Annotated in this window: 18 protein-coding genes and 1 pseudogene; 10 read left to right on the forward strand and 9 right to left on the reverse strand. The window is 30.9% G+C overall.

What is annotated here, in order from left to right; all coding sequences use genetic code 11:
* Positions 1–110: 110 nt before the first annotated feature.
* A complete protein-coding gene (gene ppdK, locus QI155_RS07540; protein WP_143600842.1) occupies positions 111–2,837 on the forward strand; it encodes a pyruvate, phosphate dikinase in 2,727 nt (908 codons plus the stop codon).
* Positions 2,838–2,877: 40 nt separating this feature from the next.
* Here ppdK and QI155_RS07545 read toward each other — a convergent pair whose 3' ends face one another.
* Positions 2,878–3,381, reverse strand: coding sequence for a hypothetical protein (locus tag QI155_RS07545; RefSeq protein ID WP_068861493.1), 504 nt, complete (start codon positions 3,379–3,381; stop codon positions 2,878–2,880).
* A 22-nt stretch (positions 3,382–3,403) separates the two neighbouring features.
* Between QI155_RS07545 and QI155_RS07550 the strand changes: the two genes are divergently transcribed.
* From QI155_RS07550 to QI155_RS07575, 6 genes are read left to right on the forward strand one after another with little or no spacing between them, the layout of a single operon-like run.
* Positions 3,404–4,126 carry an ABC transporter ATP-binding protein gene (locus tag QI155_RS07550; RefSeq protein ID WP_068861494.1) on the forward strand — a complete coding sequence of 241 codons (723 nt, stop codon included), beginning with the start codon at positions 3,404–3,406 and terminating at the stop codon, positions 4,124–4,126.
* 2 nt (positions 4,127–4,128) lie between these two features.
* The gene (locus QI155_RS07555) at positions 4,129–4,887 is read left to right on the forward strand and encodes an ABC transporter permease (RefSeq protein WP_068861495.1); all 759 of its coding nucleotides are present in this window, start codon (positions 4,129–4,131) and stop codon (positions 4,885–4,887) included.
* Complete coding sequence (gene sfsA / locus QI155_RS07560; protein WP_068861496.1) at positions 4,888–6,027, forward strand: DNA/RNA nuclease SfsA; 1,140 nt, start codon at positions 4,888–4,890, stop codon at positions 6,025–6,027.
* A gap of 45 nt (positions 6,028–6,072) precedes the next feature.
* Positions 6,073–6,372 carry an MscL family protein gene (locus tag QI155_RS07565; protein WP_216819058.1) on the forward strand — a complete coding sequence of 100 codons (300 nt, stop codon included), beginning with the start codon at positions 6,073–6,075 and terminating at the stop codon, positions 6,370–6,372.
* Between the two features lie 4 nt (positions 6,373–6,376).
* Positions 6,377–7,009: an endonuclease III gene (gene nth / locus QI155_RS07570; RefSeq protein ID WP_068861498.1), complete on the forward strand. Its 633-nt coding sequence runs from the start codon at positions 6,377–6,379 to the stop codon at positions 7,007–7,009.
* Positions 7,010–7,026: 17 nt separating this feature from the next.
* Positions 7,027–7,935, forward strand: a complete 909-nt coding sequence (locus tag QI155_RS07575) for an HD domain-containing phosphohydrolase (protein ID WP_281321368.1) — start codon at positions 7,027–7,029, stop codon at positions 7,933–7,935.
* Here QI155_RS07575 and QI155_RS07580 read toward each other — a convergent pair.
* From QI155_RS07580 to QI155_RS07590, 3 genes are read right to left on the reverse strand one after another with little or no spacing between them, the layout of a single operon-like run.
* A complete protein-coding gene (locus tag QI155_RS07580) occupies positions 7,932–8,684 on the reverse strand; it encodes a carbon-nitrogen family hydrolase (protein ID WP_281321369.1) in 753 nt (250 codons plus the stop codon). The genes QI155_RS07575 and QI155_RS07580 overlap by 4 nt on opposite strands.
* Positions 8,681–10,333 carry a dihydroxy-acid dehydratase gene (ilvD, locus tag QI155_RS07585; protein ID WP_068861763.1) on the reverse strand — a complete coding sequence of 551 codons (1,653 nt, stop codon included), beginning with the start codon at positions 10,331–10,333 and terminating at the stop codon, positions 8,681–8,683. The genes QI155_RS07580 and ilvD overlap by 4 nt, the downstream gene beginning before the upstream one ends.
* Positions 10,334–10,570 (reverse strand): DUF465 domain-containing protein, encoded by a 237-nt coding sequence (locus tag QI155_RS07590; RefSeq protein ID WP_068861764.1) that lies wholly within the window; start codon positions 10,568–10,570, stop codon positions 10,334–10,336.
* Between the two features lie 80 nt (positions 10,571–10,650).
* Between QI155_RS07590 and QI155_RS07595 the strand changes: the two genes are divergently transcribed.
* Positions 10,651–11,790 carry a metallophosphoesterase gene (locus QI155_RS07595; RefSeq protein ID WP_281321370.1) on the forward strand — a complete coding sequence of 380 codons (1,140 nt, stop codon included), beginning with the start codon at positions 10,651–10,653 and terminating at the stop codon, positions 11,788–11,790.
* A gap of 7 nt (positions 11,791–11,797) precedes the next feature.
* On the opposite strand, the gene QI155_RS07600 is transcribed toward QI155_RS07595, so the two are convergent.
* Positions 11,798–12,778, reverse strand: coding sequence for a radical SAM/SPASM domain-containing protein (locus QI155_RS07600; RefSeq protein WP_281321371.1), 981 nt, complete (start codon positions 12,776–12,778; stop codon positions 11,798–11,800).
* A gap of 18 nt (positions 12,779–12,796) precedes the next feature.
* Here QI155_RS07600 and hemW point away from each other — a divergent pair, with 18 nt between their 5' ends.
* Positions 12,797–13,936, forward strand: a complete 1,140-nt coding sequence (gene hemW / locus QI155_RS07605; RefSeq protein WP_281321372.1) for a radical SAM family heme chaperone HemW — start codon at positions 12,797–12,799, stop codon at positions 13,934–13,936.
* Here the strand turns inward: hemW and QI155_RS07610 are convergent.
* The 4 genes and pseudogenes from QI155_RS07610 to QI155_RS11080 form a co-directional block, all read right to left on the reverse strand.
* Positions 13,872–14,924: a PDZ domain-containing protein gene (locus tag QI155_RS07610; protein WP_173894036.1), complete on the reverse strand. Its 1,053-nt coding sequence runs from the start codon at positions 14,922–14,924 to the stop codon at positions 13,872–13,874. The genes hemW and QI155_RS07610 overlap by 65 nt on opposite strands.
* A gap of 77 nt (positions 14,925–15,001) precedes the next feature.
* Complete coding sequence (gene tilS, locus QI155_RS07615) at positions 15,002–16,387, reverse strand: tRNA lysidine(34) synthetase TilS (protein ID WP_068859753.1); 1,386 nt, start codon at positions 16,385–16,387, stop codon at positions 15,002–15,004.
* Positions 16,388–16,454: 67 nt separating this feature from the next.
* The gene (locus QI155_RS11075) at positions 16,455–16,661 is read right to left on the reverse strand and encodes a rubredoxin (RefSeq protein ID WP_348650833.1); all 207 of its coding nucleotides are present in this window, start codon (positions 16,659–16,661) and stop codon (positions 16,455–16,457) included.
* A 6-nt stretch (positions 16,662–16,667) separates the two neighbouring features.
* A pseudogene (locus tag QI155_RS11080) lies at positions 16,668–17,036 on the reverse strand (desulfoferrodoxin); the annotation flags it as partial.
* Between the two features lie 118 nt (positions 17,037–17,154).
* On the opposite strand from QI155_RS11080, the gene QI155_RS07625 reads away from it, so the two are divergent.
* Positions 17,155–17,796, forward strand: coding sequence for a peroxiredoxin (locus QI155_RS07625; RefSeq protein WP_068859755.1), 642 nt, complete (start codon positions 17,155–17,157; stop codon positions 17,794–17,796).
* Positions 17,797–17,818 lie beyond the last annotated feature (22 nt).

Raw genomic sequence — 17,818 nt, forward strand, 5'->3', positions numbered from 1 at the left:
AGTTTATTTAAAATGTCAATATCTTTTCACAAATATTCTTGAAAAATTTTTTTATATCATTGTAATATGAATAGCTATTTATAAATAATTTTTTTAGGAGGAGCCTGCAGATGGCGTCTAAATCTAAAACCAAAATTAAAAAAAAGTCAGTAAAAGTTACTTCAAAAACTAAAAAACTAAAATCTGAAAAAAAATACCTTTACTACTTTGGTGATGGAAAAGCAGAAGGCACAGGACAGATGAAGGATCTTCTTGGAGGAAAAGGTGCAGGGCTTGCTGAGATGACTAATCTTGGAATACCTGTTCCTTCAGGGTTTACAATTACTACTGAAGCATGCAGAGAATACTTTAAATTAGGTAAAAAATTTCCAGAGGGAATGTGGGATGAAGTCTTAAGGAATCTTAAAAAAGTTGAAAAATCAATGGGATGTAATTTCGGTGATCCCAAAAATCCTCTTCTTGTCTCTGTAAGGTCTGGTGCAAAATTTTCTATGCCCGGAATGATGGATACAGTTTTAAATCTTGGCTTAAATGATGAAACACTTAAAGGATTGATAAATAAGACAAAAAATGAAAGATTTGCCTATGATACCTACAGAAGATTTATTACCATGTTTGGTAGCATTGTTATGGACATAGATAGAAAAAAATTTGAGGATTTACTCGATGATATAAAGGAAAAAAAAGGAGTTAAATTAGATACAGAGCTTGATGCAGATGATTTTAAAACATTAGTTGAAAAATATAAAGAGCTTTATAAAACAGAAACAGGAAAAGATTTTCCTTCAGATCCTTATGAACAATTAAAGATGGCAATCAAAGCTGTTTTTGACTCTTGGTATGGTGATAGAGCAGTAACTTATCGAAGACTTCATGGAATACCAGATGATCTTGGTACAGCCTGCAATATTGTGGCAATGGTTTTTGGAAATATGGGTGAAAACTCTGGAACAGGTGTAGGATTTACAAGAGATCCATCTACAGGTGAAAAGCGCTTCTTTGCTGAATTTTTGCCGAATGCTCAAGGAGAGGATGTTGTTGCTGGAATTAGAACTCCTTTAAAAATTGAAGAGTTAAAGAAGAGAATGCCCAAAATATACTCTCAACTTGAAAAAATATGCCAAAAACTTGAAAAGCATTACAGAGACATGCTTGATATAGAGTTTACAATTCAGGAAGGTAAACTCTATATGCTTCAGACCAGAGTTGGTAAAAGAACTGCGGCTGCTGCAATCAAAATTGCTGTTGATATGGTTAATGAAAAACTGATTGACAAAAAAACTGCTCTTTTAAGAATAGAGCCTGAACAACTTAATCAACTTCTTCATCCTACAATTGATTCAAAAGCGGAAGTTAAAGTAATAGCGAAAGGATTGCCTGCAAGTCCTGGTGCTGCTGTAGGTAAGGTTGTTTTTTCAGCTCAGGATGCTGAAGAATGGGCAGAAAAAGGAGAAAAGGTTATACTTGTGAGAAATGAAACTTCCCCTGAAGATATTGGAGGCATGGCTGTAGCTCAAGGAATTCTTACAGCTCGTGGAGGAATGACATCCCATGCAGCAGTAGTTGGAAGAGGAATGGGTAAATGTTGTGTCGTAGGATGTGGAGCAATAAATATTAATGAAGAGGAAAAATATTTTACTGTAGGTAATTTCACGGTAAAAGAGGGTGACATTATAACATTAAATGGAACAACTGGAGAAGTAATTCTTGGGCAGGCACCTCTTGTAATGCCAACACTTCCAAAAGAGTTTTACATAATCATGAAATGGGCTGAAGAAATTAGCAAACTTCAGGTTAGAGCAAATGCAGATACTCCAAAAGATGCTCGTGTTGCAAGGAGCTTCGGTGCTACAGGAATAGGACTTTGCAGAACAGAACACATGTTTTTTGAGTCAGAAAGAATTAAGGCATTCAGAGAAATGATTCTATCTGATACAATTGAACAAAGAAAAAAAGCACTTGAAAAAATAAAGCCCTATCAAAAAGAGGATTTTATCGGAATATTCAAAGAGATGAAAGGATTGCCAGTAACAATAAGACTACTTGATCCACCATTGCATGAATTTTTACCAAAAACAGATGAAGAGATAGAAACACTTGCAAATGAAATGGGAGTATCTGTAAAAAGAATTAAGGCAAAAATTAAAGCTCTTGAGGAATTCAATCCAATGCTTGGTCATAGAGGTTGTCGCCTTGGAATAACCTACCCAGAAATATATGAAATGCAGGTTAGAGCTATTATGGAGGCAGCCTGTGAGCTTGCTAAGAAAAAGATAAAGGTTATTCCTGAAATAATGATTCCTCTTGTTGCCCATGTAAATGAATTAAAAATTATGAAAGATCTAACTGTGAAAACAGCAGAAGAAGTTATGAAGGATTACAAAGTAAAAGTTAATTATACTGTAGGAACAATGATAGAACTTGCCCGTGCTGCAATAACAGCTGATCAAATTGCTACTGAGGCTGAGTTTTTCTCCTTTGGAACAAATGATTTAACTCAGTCTGTTTACGGACTTTCAAGAGATGACGCAGGAAAATTTTTACCCTTTTATATTGAACACAGAATAATAGATGAAGACCCCTTTATTTCTATTGATACTGAAGGAGTTGGTCAGATAATGGAGATAGCCGTTAAAAAAGGAAAAAAGGTTAACAAAAATCTTAAACTTGGAATATGTGGTGAACATGGTGGAGATCCAAAATCAATTGAATTTTGCCATAAAATTGGACTACATTATGTAAGTTGTTCTCCCTACAGGGTTCCAATAGCCAAGCTTGCTGCTGCCCATGCAAAATTAAAAGAAAAGGGGAAAGAAGTTATAAGAACGACAGTTTAAAAAAAGACAGGGTGGGTGATTCCTTAGTTTCACTCACCCTTTAATCATCCCTTTCAGAATTTCCGCCGTTATAAAGTTGTTTTTCAACTCTGGGATTTAATCGAATAAAAATTATGATTGAATTGTCTTGTTTTTTATAAACTGTCTCAATAGGTTCTAATATTCCAAAGACCCAAGGGAAATAAACTGGTTTTATTTCATAACCAACTATTTTACCAGATTCTATGATTTCCTTGTATTTAATTGAGTTTACAGAAGAATTTTGAAGTATTTCTTTAATAATTTTTAATGCTTGAGCATCATTTATATTTGATAAAATTCTAAATTTAAAAGAAGGAGCATAGGGTTCAATGTTTATATAATCATCAGATTTATCAAGGATTATAAAAGTTTCAGGATCATTGAGGAAGGAGTTTGAATAAATTATGAGATTAAAATTTCCTTTTATTTTACTTTCATCACACTCAATAAGGGAGAGTTCAGCATATGAAATTACAGGAATTAATAGAATAAAGGATATAATTAATGTTTTAATGAATTTCATAAAATTATTATACTAAAATATCATGGATTCAGTCACCGGTGAAAATTTAGTCAAATACTATAAAAATTTTAAAGCTCTTGATTCAGTAAGCTTCACCATCCAGGAGGGTGAGTGCTTTGGTTTTTTAGGAGCTAACGGAGCAGGAAAAACCACATTGATGAATATGATTTACGGATTTATATCTCCAACTTCAGGTAGAATTCAGATTTTTGATAAAGAGTTAAATAAAAAAACTTTGCCAGAGATAAAAAGAATAATAGGGGTAGTTCCTCAGGATAACAACCTTGATCCTGATTTAAGTGTCATTGAAAATTTACTTGTTTATGCAAGATATTTTGATATAAAGAGAAAGGAAGCATTAAAAAGAGCAGAAGAATTATTGAATTTTGTAGATCTTTATAAATGGAAACAAACAAATATCAGAAAACTTTCAGGTGGAATGAAGAGAAAATTAACTTTTATAAGAGGGCTCATAAATGATCCTGAAATATTAATTCTCGATGAGCCTACCACTGGACTTGACCCTCGAAGTAGAAGACAAATATGGGATAGAATAGAAATGCTTAAACATTCAGGGAAAACTATAATTTTAACAACCCATTATATGGAGGAAGCGGAAAAATTATGTGATAAAATAGCTATAATGGGTAAAGGTAAAATTCTTGTAATAGATACTCCACAAAATTTATCAATTCAATTTAGTGGAAATCTTGAAAAAGTCTATCTTAACATGACAGAGGATTAAATATGAATATAAAGAGAGCTTTAAGAGTATGGCAAAGAAATGCGACTGTTTATCGTAAATTATATCGTTCAAGTCTTGCATTAAATTTTCTTGAACCCATGCTTTATCTTATAGCCTTGGGTTATGGACTTGGAGGATTTATCAAGGAGATAAACGGTCTTTCTTACATTGAGTTTATAGCTCCTGGAATAATTATGTCATCGGCAATGTATGCTGCAAGCTATGAATGTACTTACGGAACCTATGTAAGGATGGAATATCAAAAAACCTTTGATGCCGTTTTAGCTACTCCTATAATCTTTAATGAGCTTGTCTTAGGAGAGTTGTTATGGGGGGCAACAAAAAGCCTTATTTATGGAAGCATAATAATAATTGTTATTTCTCTTTTTGGCTTGGTTAAATCCTCTTTTGTTTTATTTTTAATTCCCTTTATTTTCTTTTGTGGACTAATATTTGCTTCTTTATCACTAATTGCTACTGCATTAGTGCCAGGAATTGATTCATTCAATTATTTTTATACCTTAATATTAACCCCATTATTTTTATTTTCTGGGATATTTTTTCCATTGGAGGAAATGCCGGAAATTGTACTAAGCATCGCTAAAATTAATCCTCTTCTTCATTTGGTAAATATTGCAAGAGCCTTTTGTTATGGAAACATAGAAAGAGCTATTTTAACAGATTTATTTTATGTTTTGATATATTTGATTATTTTACTTCCTCTTCCATTTTTATTACTTAAAAGACGATATCTTCTATAAATGTTAAAATATCCCTTTACAATAAATAAATATAAAGGCATCTTTGTTGAAAGAAAAAATAGATTTGTTTTGTCTGCAAAAATAAATACAGAAATCAAAGATTGTTATTTACCAAATCCAGGTCGTCTCTGGGAACTATTAATTCCCAATAAAACAGAATTAATTCTCATTGAAAATTCGAAAAATCAAAAACTTCCTTTTACTGTATTAGGATGTAAAAAGAATGAAAATACCATACTACTTCATACTCATCTTACAAATCGAGTTATTAGCGAGCTAATTAAAAATAAAGCTTTTCCTATTTATAAAGAATACAAAGTCATTAAAGAAGAAATCAAAGTAGGAAATAGTAGATTTGATTTACTATTAAGTGATGGACAGAAGGAGATTTATCTTGAGATAAAAACATGCGCTCTTTTTGGAGAAAAAATTGCCATGTTTCCTGATGCAATAACAGAAAGAGGGAAAAGGCATTTATATGAATTAGCAGAGCTGTCTGAGAAAGGATTTAAAGCATCTGTTCTTTTTGTTATTATGAATTCTCAGATAAAATATTTTTTTCCAGCCTATCATATTGATTTTGAGTTTGCAAAAGTTTTTATGGAAGTAAAAGATAAGGTTGAAATAAGAGCAATTGCTGTTGGATGGGATAAAACTTTGAGTTATTTAAACACTCTAAAGGAAGTAAGTATTCCCTATGATTTTATTGCAAGTCAACTGAAAGACAGAGGAGTTTATTTATTAATAATTTATCTTCCAAAAGATAAAACAATAAAAATAGGTAATCTTGAGGAAATAGATTTCAAAGAGGGTTACTATGTTTATATTGGTTCGGCTAAGAAGGGGCTATCAAAGAGAATTGAGCGTCACAAAAGAAAATCTAAAAAATTACATTGGCATATTGATTATTTTCTACAAAAAGCAAAAATTTTAAATGATATTCCTATAATTACAAACTTTGAAATAGAATGCTTTCTGGCTGAAAAAATTCTTCAAATCTCTGATAATTTTATACAAAACTTTGGCTCATCTGATTGTTCCTGTATAAGTCACCTTTTTTATTTCAAAAATAATCCTTTAAATAATGAGAACTTTATAGATACTATCAATTATTATAGGATTGAATCATTAAGTATTTGAAAAAAACTTTTTATTTTTATTACAATCTAAACGGTTCATATGGGAATGGTAAAAGATTTTTTAGGTTTTCTTAAAGAGTATAAAGTTATAGCCTTAGCTATCGCATTTATTATGGGATCTGCTTCTACAGCCTTAGTTAAATCCCTTGTTGAAAATATTATAATGCCAATAATTACACCGTTTATTCCTGGGGGTGAATGGAAGACAGCGAAATTTTCAATAGGTCCTATTGTAATTGGTTGGGGAGCCTTTTTAGGAGAATGTATAAATTTTACGATTATTGCTTTTGTTGTATTTATGATTGCAAAAAAGATAATGAAATCTCAAAAAGTAGAAAAAATTTAATAAGATGGATAAAAAAGAAAAGGTAATTGAGATTATAAAGCGATTAGAAAAAAGATATCCTGATGTAAAAACAGCATTGAATTTCAAAACACCTCTTGATTTATTAGTTGCCACTATTCTGTCAGCTCAAACGACAGATGTTAATGTAAATAAGGTTACAGAAAAACTTTTTAGAAAATACAAAACAGCCTTAGATTATGCAAATGTATCCATTGAGGAACTACAGAATGACATAAGGAACATAAATTTTTATAAGAATAAAGCAATATATATAAAAAATCTCGCTAAGGTGCTTTTAGAAAAATTTAATGGTCAGGTTCCTCATACTATGGAAGATTTAGTGACTTTACCTGGTGTAGGCAGAAAAACAGCAAATATTGTGTTATGGAATGCCTTCGGAATAAATGAGGGAATTGCTGTAGATACACATGTAAAAAGAATTTCTAAGTTACTTGGCTTAACAGAAAATACAGATCCTGATAAAATTGAGCAAGATTTAATAAAAATAACGCCAAGAGAAGAATGGGGAAGACTTACTCATCTTTTGATTATGTTAGGTAGACAGATATGTAAAGCAAAATCTCCAGAGCATAAAAAATGTCCTTTGTATGATATATGTCCAAGTAATTCAATTTAGAATAGGAAAGTAAAACATTGATTAAGAAGAGTTATAAAGATATCAAATTAACTGTAAATTGGGATATAGATAATCAAAATCTTATATCTATAAGAAATATTCGTTTGCCTAATTTAGAAATTAGTTTTAAAAGGGATTTTGCTACACCTGATATATGGATTTTTGAAAGCGAAGAATTTAACTTTGAACCTATATATGCAGTTAAAGAAAGAGCAAAGTATTTCCCTATTTATTTTGCAAGAAGATTTTTCTATAACATAGAAGAAGTCTCCTCCCTTGCTATGAAACTTGCAGGGCATAGAATTTTGTTTTTTTGTAATTTTGACGATATTTTTTTATTTTTTAAAAAAATGCTTTTAATTAAAGAATCTGCAGGTATTGTAACTGCTGTCAAATCTATACTTGAAAATCCTGAATCATATAATGAAAATCTGATTATTAGTCAACATTCAGTTAATGTTGCCGAGATGAGCAATAGAATAGCTACAATGATGGATGAACAAAGTAAAGATATAAAGCTTGCTGGATACATTCATGATATAGGGAAAATTTGTATTCCATCAAGTATACTTTTCTCTGATAAAAATTTTGATGATCAAAAAATTAAGATTTTTCAACTTCATGTTTTATGGGGTGAAGTGTTATTTGAAAAGTTGTCATCAGGTGGAAGTAATGAAATATTGAGAGATGCTATTGGATTTCATCATGAAAGACTTAATGGTCAGGGTTATTTACGAGGTTTAAAGAAAAATATTCCTAAAATTGCCAGAATAATAGCAGTAAGCGATGTTTATACAGCATTAACTTCAGACAGGCCTCATAGAATGCATTATGATAAGGATGTGGCAATTACATACATAATTTCAAAGGCAGGTGAACTATTTGATTCTGAAGTTGTTGAATCTTTTAAAAGAGTAGTGTATTAAAACTTTTTATCCTCTAAAAAGGGAAAATTTTTTCTTGTTTCAATAACTTTACTAATTTCAATGTTAACTATATATAATCCATCCTTTTCATTTGCAAGAAAGATTTGATTACCCCAAGGATCAAAAACAGCAGAATGTCCTGTGTAAATTATTCCATTTCTGTCTTTACCAACTCGATTTACTCCTACAATATAGCACTGATTTTCTATTGCCCGTGCTCTAAGAAGACAAAGCCAGTGATCGTCTCTTATAGAGGGCCAATTAGCAATTAGAAATATTACATTTACATCTTTTGCTATTTTTCTAAACAGTTCTGGAAATCTTAAATCGTAGCAAATAAAGACACTGCAGGGAATTTGATTGATTTGAAATATTACAGGTTTTTCTCCTGATTGATAAAAAATATTTTCTTTAAGAGGGCTGAAAAGATGAATTTTAGCATAGGTGCAATATATTGAACCATCTTCATTAAATAGAGAGGCAACATTATAAATTTTTCCATTATTATTTAAAGAGTAGCCTGCAAGTATTTTTAATTTTAAAGAGGAGGCAATCTTTGAAAGAAATTGTTCTGTTATGCCTCCTCTTTGTTCTGCTAAATTTGTATTCATAGTAAATCCAGTATTAAACATCTCTGGAAGAACAATTAAATCTACATTTTCTGCTTTTTCAATAAAATTTTCAACCTTTTTAAAATTCTCTTCCTTTTTCTCCCAGACAATGTCTAACTGAATTATTCCAACTTTCATTCAAGGATTGCACCTTTGTCAGCAGATTGTACCATTCGGGCATATCTTATTAAGTATCCTTTTTTAACCTTTGGTTTTGGTGGTTTCCAAGCTTTAAGTCTCTTATTAAGTTCAGTTTTAGGAATTGACAATTCAAGTTTTCTTTTAGGAATATCAATAAGAATTTTATCACCATCTTTTACAACTGCAATTGGCCCACCTTGTGCAGCTTCAGGAGATACATGTCCAATACAAGGACCACGAGTACCCCCTGAAAATCTTCCATCAGTAATAAGAGCAACAGATTCATTAAGTCCCATTCCTGTAATTGCAGATGTTGGAGAAAGCATTTCTCTCATACCAGGTCCACCTGCTGGACCTTCATATCTTATTATTACTACATCACCTTCGGTTATCTTACCATCAAGAATTGCTTTCATAGCCTCTTCCTCAGAATCAAAACATTTAGCAGTACCTTCAAATTTAAGCATCTTAGGTGACACAGCAGTTTGCTTTACTACAGCACCATTTGGTGCAAGATTTCCTTTAAGTATCGCAACTCCACCTTCTGTATGGTATGCTTTTTTTATGGGTCTAATAACATCCTCATCATAAATTTCAGCCTTTTTGGCAATTTCTTTTATATCAACTCCTGCGACTGTTAAATTAGAAAAAAGTTTGTCTTTTAGTCTGTTTAATACTGCAGGAATTCCTCCAGCTCTATAAAGGTCTTCCATATAATGTTGTCCAGAAGGAATAATATTAACAATATGGGGAGTTTTTCTACTAATTTCATCAAATACTTCTAAAGGAAGATCAACACCAGCATCATTGGCAATTGCTTTTATATGTAATACTGTGTTTGTTGAACCTCCTAATGCCATGTCTACCATGATAGCATTATATATAGATTCCTTCGTTATTATTTTCCTTGCATTTATTTTTTTCTTAACAAGTTCTACGATTTTTTCTCCTGTTTCAAAGGCTAATCTTCTTTTTTCACTCATTACAGCTGGTGTAGCAGCTACTCCAGGAAGGCTCATTCCCATTGCTTCTGTAATACAAGCCATAGTATTAGCTGTATACATTCCCTGACAGGAACCTGCTGTTGGACAAGCACACATTTCAAGATTTTCCATATCCTTTTGAGTTAGCAATCCTTTTTTAAATTTTCCAACAGCTTCAAAAGTATCAGTTGTTAGATTTCTTCTTTGACCTTTGTAATAACCCGATAGCATTGGTCCAGCAGTAAGAACAATTGCTGGGATATCAAGTCTTGCAGCAGCCATAAGCATTCCAGGAGTTATCTTGTCACAGTTGGTAAGTAAAACTATACCATCAAACTGATGGGCTTCAACTATGCATTCAATTATGTCAGCAATTAGTTCTCTTGATGGTAAAGAATATCTCATACCCTGATGTCCCATTGCTATTCCATCGCATATTCCTGGAATTCCAAAAATGAAAGGATAGCCACCAGCACTGTGAATTCCCTTTTCAATGAATCGTTCAAGTTCATTCATAGAAATATGTCCTGGGATAATATCAGTAAAACTCGATGCAACTCCTATAAAAGGGCTTCCCATTTTACTCTTAGGAATTCCTGTTGAATAGAGTAATGCTCTATGGGGAGTTCTTTCTAATCCCTTTTTTATAATATCGCTTCTCACTTAGTTTCCTCCCTTAAGGTGAGTTAGCTTATACTGTCTTATTATTTCAGCCATTTTGTCTTTTTTGTATAATTTTTCCTTTTGCATTCTCTTCTTTTCAATCTCTTCTTCTGCAGTTAAATAATATTTTTTGTTCATTTCATCAAGTAAAGCATCAAGTTGCCTGTGTTCCTCATAAAGCTTACGAAATTCTTCATTTTCCCTTTTAAGAATTTCAATGATCTCTTCTTCTCTCATGGAACACCTCCTAAAAAATGTTTTTTATAATTCTACAATAAAATGGGATTTTTTTGAAAAATTTTTTTAGAATATTATCTATGAGAATTTTCTTTATTACTTTTTTCTCTCTTTATGCTTTAATTCATGCCTATTTTTTTATTAAACTTAAATCAGCTTTTAATATTTCCCTTTTAATTCAAATTGCTATTGTCTTTTTTCTCTTATTGATGGTTTTTTCTCCTATAATAATAAGAATTTCAGAAAAAGAAGGATTAGAGACTTTTGCGATTATACTCTCCTGGATTGGCTATTTGTGGATGGCATTTATTTTTCTTTTTTTATTCTTTGCTTTAATAACAGATTTTGGAAGATTTTTGCTCTTTCTAATTTCAAAAGTAATAGGTAGAGAGCTTTCACTGCTTAGTTTTCTCGGAATAAAAAAATTTCATTTTATATTTCCCTTTGTTTGTGCCTTTTTGTTTGTTTTTTATGGATATTTTGAAGCTCAAAATATAAAAATTGAAAGAATCACTATTGAATCAGATAAGGTAATTAATAATTTAAGAATTGTTCAGATTTCAGATGTTCATATTGGTTTAATTATCAGAAAGGATAGAGTAAGAAACATTGTTGAAAAAATAAAAAGTTTAGACCCTGATATTGTAGTTTCTACAGGAGACCTTGTTGACGGACAGATAGATAGGCTTAACAGCATTGCTGAAATATTAAAAGAATTGCAACCACCCTTTGGTAAGTATGCTATAACAGGAAATCACGAGTTTTATGCAGGAATTAATCAGGCACTATCATTTACTGAAAAATCAGGATTTAAGATTTTAAGAAATGAAGGAGTTTATATAGAGAAATTTAATGTTAATATAGTTGGAGTTGATGACTTAGAAGCAATAAGATTCAGATTTAACCCAACGATTTCAGAGGTTGAACTTTTAAAAAATTTTCAGAATGGAGGTTATTTAATTTTACTTAAACATAGACCTCTAATAAATGAGCAATCTAGAGGGCTTTTTGACCTTCAACTTTCTGGACATACACATAAAGGACAACTTTTCCCATTTAGTATAATTACAGCTTTATATTATCCAAAGCATGCTGGTTGTCTTAAAGATATAAATGGATGCTATTTGTATATAAGTCGTGGAACAGGAACATGGGGTCCACCAGTAAGAATATTTGCTCCTCCTGAAATTACTGTTATTGATATAATTAGAAAATTTTAAATGTAGTTTAAGATTGGATTATTCTGAATTTATTACAAACATTGCACGGGTAGGGTGGATTTTCTGAAATGTAATCCTTTCTGAACCTTTTATATTCTTTAGAGTTCCATATAGAGTATAAATTTTTATTTTTTATATTTCCGAAATACAAATTTTTCACATCTTCAGCAGGAATACCTGTGAATACACAGGGTGACACATATCCGAGTGAATTTATGAATAGGGCTGACAGCGCTCTTTCAGAACAAACCTTTGATTTTTTATGGGGATGGGGTATATTAAAAGATATCTCCAATTTTTCCTTTTTACCTTTTTCTGTTATTTTCTCTAATTTATCTATTAATAAATTATACTCTTCGATGTTTTTAGGAATAAGGGATTCTGATTCAAGGGAGGAGTCTGGAATTAAATCAAGAAGACTTATTATTACGTGATCAATCCCATAATTTGAGAAAAAAGTAGGAATATCTTCAATTTCGTCAAAATTTGATGAAAGTAATAAATAGGCAATATGAATTTTTGGAGTTAAAAGCCCTTTATTTATCCTTTTTTTATGGAGAGTATTAATAATCGTCAGTATTTTTTCAATTTTTGTCCCCTCTCTTAATAAATCGTTCTTCTTTATACCTGTTAAAGAGAAGGCTATAATATCAAGTCCTGAATCGATGATTTTGTCAATTTCTTTATCTCCAATGAGCATGCCATTTGTTGTTGTTCCAACAATACAACCCTCATTTTTTGCAATTTCTACAAAATCAAAAAAATGAGGATTTAAAAAGGGTTCTCCCCAACCCTGTAAATAGAGAAGTTTAACCTTTTTTAAATAAGGAACAATATTATAAAAATCTTTCAGACTGAAATTCTTACCTATCCATTTTTTTCTATAAACTGTGTGAGGACAATAAAAGCAAGAGGCATTACAAAGCCCCGATATTTCAAGTTGAATCCAGTCAAGATTTGGAAAGAGTAATTTTTCAAAAAATTTCATTAAAAGTTATTATAAAGGATGGAGAGTTTTTTTTCATCTCTTTATGTTCATATTCCCTTTTGTATTAAAAAATGCAAATACTGTAGTTTTTACTCAGTACCTTATGAAAAATTTTTAGAATTACTCTATGTGGATGCCTTGGTTAAAGAAATAGAACTTACAAAAAAGATTGCCCATCATATTAAAACTATCTATATAGGTGGTGGAACTCCAAGTTGTTTGAGCATTAAAGCATTAGAAAAAATACTTTCAGCCCTGATAGAAAATTATAAAATTCAAGAAAATGTCGAGTTTTCTATAGAAGTAAATCCTTCGACAGTATCTATAGAAAAACTTAATTTATTCAGAGATTTTGGAGTCAATAGAATTAGCATTGGTATACAATCTTTTTTTGATAATGAACTAAAAATTTTAGGGAGACTCCATAACTATAAAGATGCATTGAAAGTCCTAAAAACAGTAATAAATTCAGGTTTTGAAAATGTTTCAGTTGATCTAATTTATGGAATTCCTTATCAAACAATAACAAGTTTTATCAACTCAATAAAAATTGCTACTTCCTTTTCGATAAAGCATATTTCATTGTATGAATTATCTATAGAGAAGGGAACTCCATTAGAAAAAGATTTAAAAAAGAGCAAGATAAATCTATCGATTGAAGATGAAATAGAAAGAATGTATCTTACAGCATCAGAATACTTAGAAAAGATAGGATTTCAAAAATATGAAATCTCAAACTTTGCATACAAAGGATTCGAATGTAAGCATAATTTGGCTTATTGGATGAGAATTCCATATCTTGGTTTAGGACCTTCAGCGCATTCTTTTATAGGTAATAAAAGATTTCATAATCCTTCAAATATCTTTTCCTATGCTAAGATTAAAGAGAAAAACAGAACTGAATGGATAGATGATTATATTGTTACGCCCTCTGAGGAAATAAAAGAGAAAATATTTCTTGGTATGAGAATGAGAAAAGGAGTAACTGTTAAAAGCCCCTGTTTAATTAAATTTTTTAGAAGATTTAATAGTGAAGGATTGATTAATTTAAAAGACAACAAAGTAAGTCTAACGGATAAGGGAATGTTACTTTCTAATGAGATTTTTGTGCAGGTAATATCACATATTGAAAACTGTCCTGTCTGTAAACAAGTATAAGCAAATCCTGTCTGGCAGACTGTGTAAGTAATTCATAAAATTCTTTAATATTACTTAAAGATTTTTTGTTAATCTCTACTATTATGTCTCCTTCCTTCAGTATACCCAAAGCATGACTATTTTCGCTGACTTTTTTAACAAAAACACCATTAACAGCTCTTTTTAAAGAAGTTTTAACAGCTTCAGGAATCTCAGAAACTTCAACTCCTTGTATTTGTAATAATGGTTTAATTTCAGTAAATCCAATTTGAGCAGGAGGTTCTTCCATAGTAACTTTAAAAATTTTTTGAATGCCTTCTCTGAAAACTTTTAATTCAATAGTCTCTCCTGCAAATTTTACTGATATTTCTCTTTGTAGTTCATTAAGATTATTTACTTTTATAGAATCAATTTCAACTATAACATCTCCTCTTTTTAATCCAGCCTTATCAGAAGGTCCGCCTTCGTAAATATTTGTGATTATTGCACCTTGAGATATTCCTATAATTCGCCCAATTTCATTTGTAACTGTCTGAGCCTGTAACCCTAACCATCCTGGCTTTCTTTTAATCAATCTATTGATATCAGAATAGAAGTTTCCTAATAATAATACCTCTGAATTAGAAGCACTTTTTATGACAATACCAAGAGGATTTAGTTCTGGTGAAATTAACAGAGAACCAGCTGTGTGATTTCCTTCAATTATTGCTTTACTTTCCTGGATATTACCTTTTACAACTAATATTTTAGGCTCTTCAATTAGGGTTAAAAGAAAAAAAATATTATTTTTTTTCTGTGGTATTTGAAAACTAACAGGTGATAAATTTTTATCAATTTTTAAGAAAACTAAATTTAATTTAGAATCAACTGCAACAATATTTTTTGATCCCTCTACAATATCTAAAGGAGCAATTACAATATTTTTATCAATTGCTACACCAATTCCTTTATTTAAAGAAATCAGAGAAGAAAAAAAATTCTTTTCAATGTTTTCGATGGAATCTTTCAAAGAATTTTCAAAATCTGCTTTCACATATGCAGGTTGAAATAAAAATAAAAAGAAAATGATGGTTGAAATACAAATTTTTATAAAAGTTTTGGTATAACTTTTATCTTTAAGCATCTTTTAGTATTATGTTCAATTTTGTATCTGTCGTCAAGTCTATACCCTGCAATAAATACAATTTCTCCTGAATTTTCTATAATAGGAATTAAGTCTCTCTCATCTCTTGGAATTTTCTCATCAACAAAAAAATCTTGAAGTTTTTTCTTTTTTCCAAATCCAAAGGGATAAAAGAAGTCTCCAGGCTTTCGTGGTCTTAAAATTAAGGGGAAATTTATCTTTTCTCTATCAATATATACAGTATTTTTCCCATCTCCAAAATCTTTTACTTCTTCTCTGTCTAATTCTTCTATGGAGAGAACAATGGATGCTTCTTGTAAAAATATTTCACCTGGTTTTGATATTTCATATGTTGAAAGTTTTTTAGGTGGTTCTGCTGAAATTACTAATGTTGAATAATTCTTTATTGCTTTTATACCCTTTGGTAAATATATTCTATCTCCGGGTTTTCCTTTTTTAATTAAATCAATTATTTTTTCTATATGGTCAAACTCTATCCCTCTTAAATCTTTTACGCTGTCAATGGCAACTCTTAAAGCTCTTCGTAGAATAACTATATTTAGGATTTCCATAGGATTACAAAATAGTTCTACTTTTTGGTCAGTCTTTCTACTCATTAGTCTCATTAACGATTTTGTTACTGCAACATTTATATAATCATTTTCTTCTCTCATTATATCAGCAGTTTTAGAAATTATTTTTGTTGCCTGAGGAGAAATTGACTTAATCACAGGCATAAGAGTATGTCTGATTTTGTTTCTAAGATATTTCAAGCTTTCATTAGATGGATCTTTTATATATTGAATATTTCTTTTATTTAAGTATTCTTCGATTTCAACCCGTTCTATTTCTATTAGTGGTCTTATAATTTTTTTCCTTACAGGTGGAATACCACTTAATCCAGCAGGACCTGAACCTCTTAAAAGTCTCATAATTACAGTTTCTGCCTGATCATCAGCATTATGAGCAACTGCAATTTTATCTGCTTTTATATTGAGGCTTATCTGATCAAGAGCGCCATATCTTAAGATTCTTGCTGATTCCTGTAAATTAATTTTTTCTTGTTTGGCAAATTCTCTTACATCTACAGATTTTGTATAGAAAGGCAAATCCAAATCATTACAAATTTTTTGACAAAATTCAATTTCTTTTGGCGTTTCATTAGGTCTTAATCCGTGGTCAATATATGAAGCAGAGATCTTAAGTTTATATTTAATTTTTAATTCTCTTAGAACATGAAGCAGACATACAGAGTCAGGACCACCTGAAAGTCCAACAAGAACATGATCTCCAATAGACAACATATTAAACTTTTCTATTGTTTTTTCTACTTTTTGTAATAAATCCATAATTGATAATTTTAACAGATTTGCTAAGTAAATTAAAAAGGGGCAGTATTAACCTGCCCCTTAAAAATTATTCATCGCATCCTAACATTGGTGAGAAAATTTTTTTTGAAGCACCACAAAGGGGGCAAACCCATTCTTCAGGTAAATTTTCAAAAGGAACTCCGGGAGGAATTTTTCCTTTTTTGTCTCCTTTTTCAGGGTTATAAATATAGCCACATCTTCCGCAAACCCATTGTTGTATTTTTTTGTCTTCTGAAATATTATTTTCCTTAATTAAAGTTTTCCAGAGTCCATGGAGATTGCAATATTCACGAGCTGATACTTCATTTGCAGTTATTTCAAAAAATGCTTCAGGGGTTTGACCTAGATTAAGAAACTGTCTATAAACTTTGCCATCTGCTATAAGTTCAATCCATTCAATATAATGTTTTTCCTCCATTGGATGGGGAATACTTCCAACCTTTACTTTGTATCCCTTTTCAGATTTTTCAATTACAGGAACATGCTTTTCTTGTGAAGCATCAATAGTGTTTTCTGTAAAAAGTTTCATAGGTTGTCCACAGCATACAAGCTCTCCAATACCTTCATGTAACACCTCTACAATGTTACCACACCTTTCACATTTGTAGATTTGTAATTTTTTTGTCATAGTCAACCTCCCTTCTTTTTATTAATTAATTATAAATTTTTATATTTGTTAAAATCAATATTGACTTTTTTATTTTATTATTTTATAATAATTATAAAATAAATTTGGAGGTGGAAAAATGGAAGTAAGAATGCCTTTATTAGGTGAAAAAATTGAAGACAGAAAAGTTAAAACAACCCATGGAGTAATCAATTTCCCTGCAGATTACGCTGGGAAGTGGGTAGTTCTTTTCAGTCATCCTGCTGATTTCACTCCAGTATGCACAACTGAATTTGTTGCTTTTCAGAAAAGATTTGAAGAGTTTAAAAAATTAAATTGTGAACTGATTGGTCTTTCCATTGATCAGGTTTTTGCTCACATTAAATGGGTTGAATGGATTAAAGAGAAATTAGGAGTAGAAATATCATTTCCTATTATTGCCGATGACATGGGAGAAGTGGCAAAATCATTTGGTATGATAAGCCCTGCAAAAGGAACAAACACAATCAGAGCAGTATTTATTATTGATCCACAGGGTATTTTGAGACTTGTTCTTTATTATCCACAGGAAGTTGGAAGAAATATTGACGAGATTTTAAGGGCTGTTAAGGCTTTACAGACATCAGATGCAAACAAAGTAGCCATTCCAGCTGGTTGGCCTAATAATGAACTTATCGGAGATAAAGTTATCATACCTCCTGCTTCTGATGTAAAAACATCCCAGGAAAGACAAAAACAGTTTGAATGTTTTGACTGGTGGTTCTGCTATAAGAAACTTTAAATTGAATTAGCCCCTCTTAAGA

This window comes from Thermodesulfovibrio sp. 1176 (genome assembly GCF_029946585.1).
GTDB lineage: Bacteria > Nitrospirota > Thermodesulfovibrionia > Thermodesulfovibrionales > Thermodesulfovibrionaceae > Thermodesulfovibrio.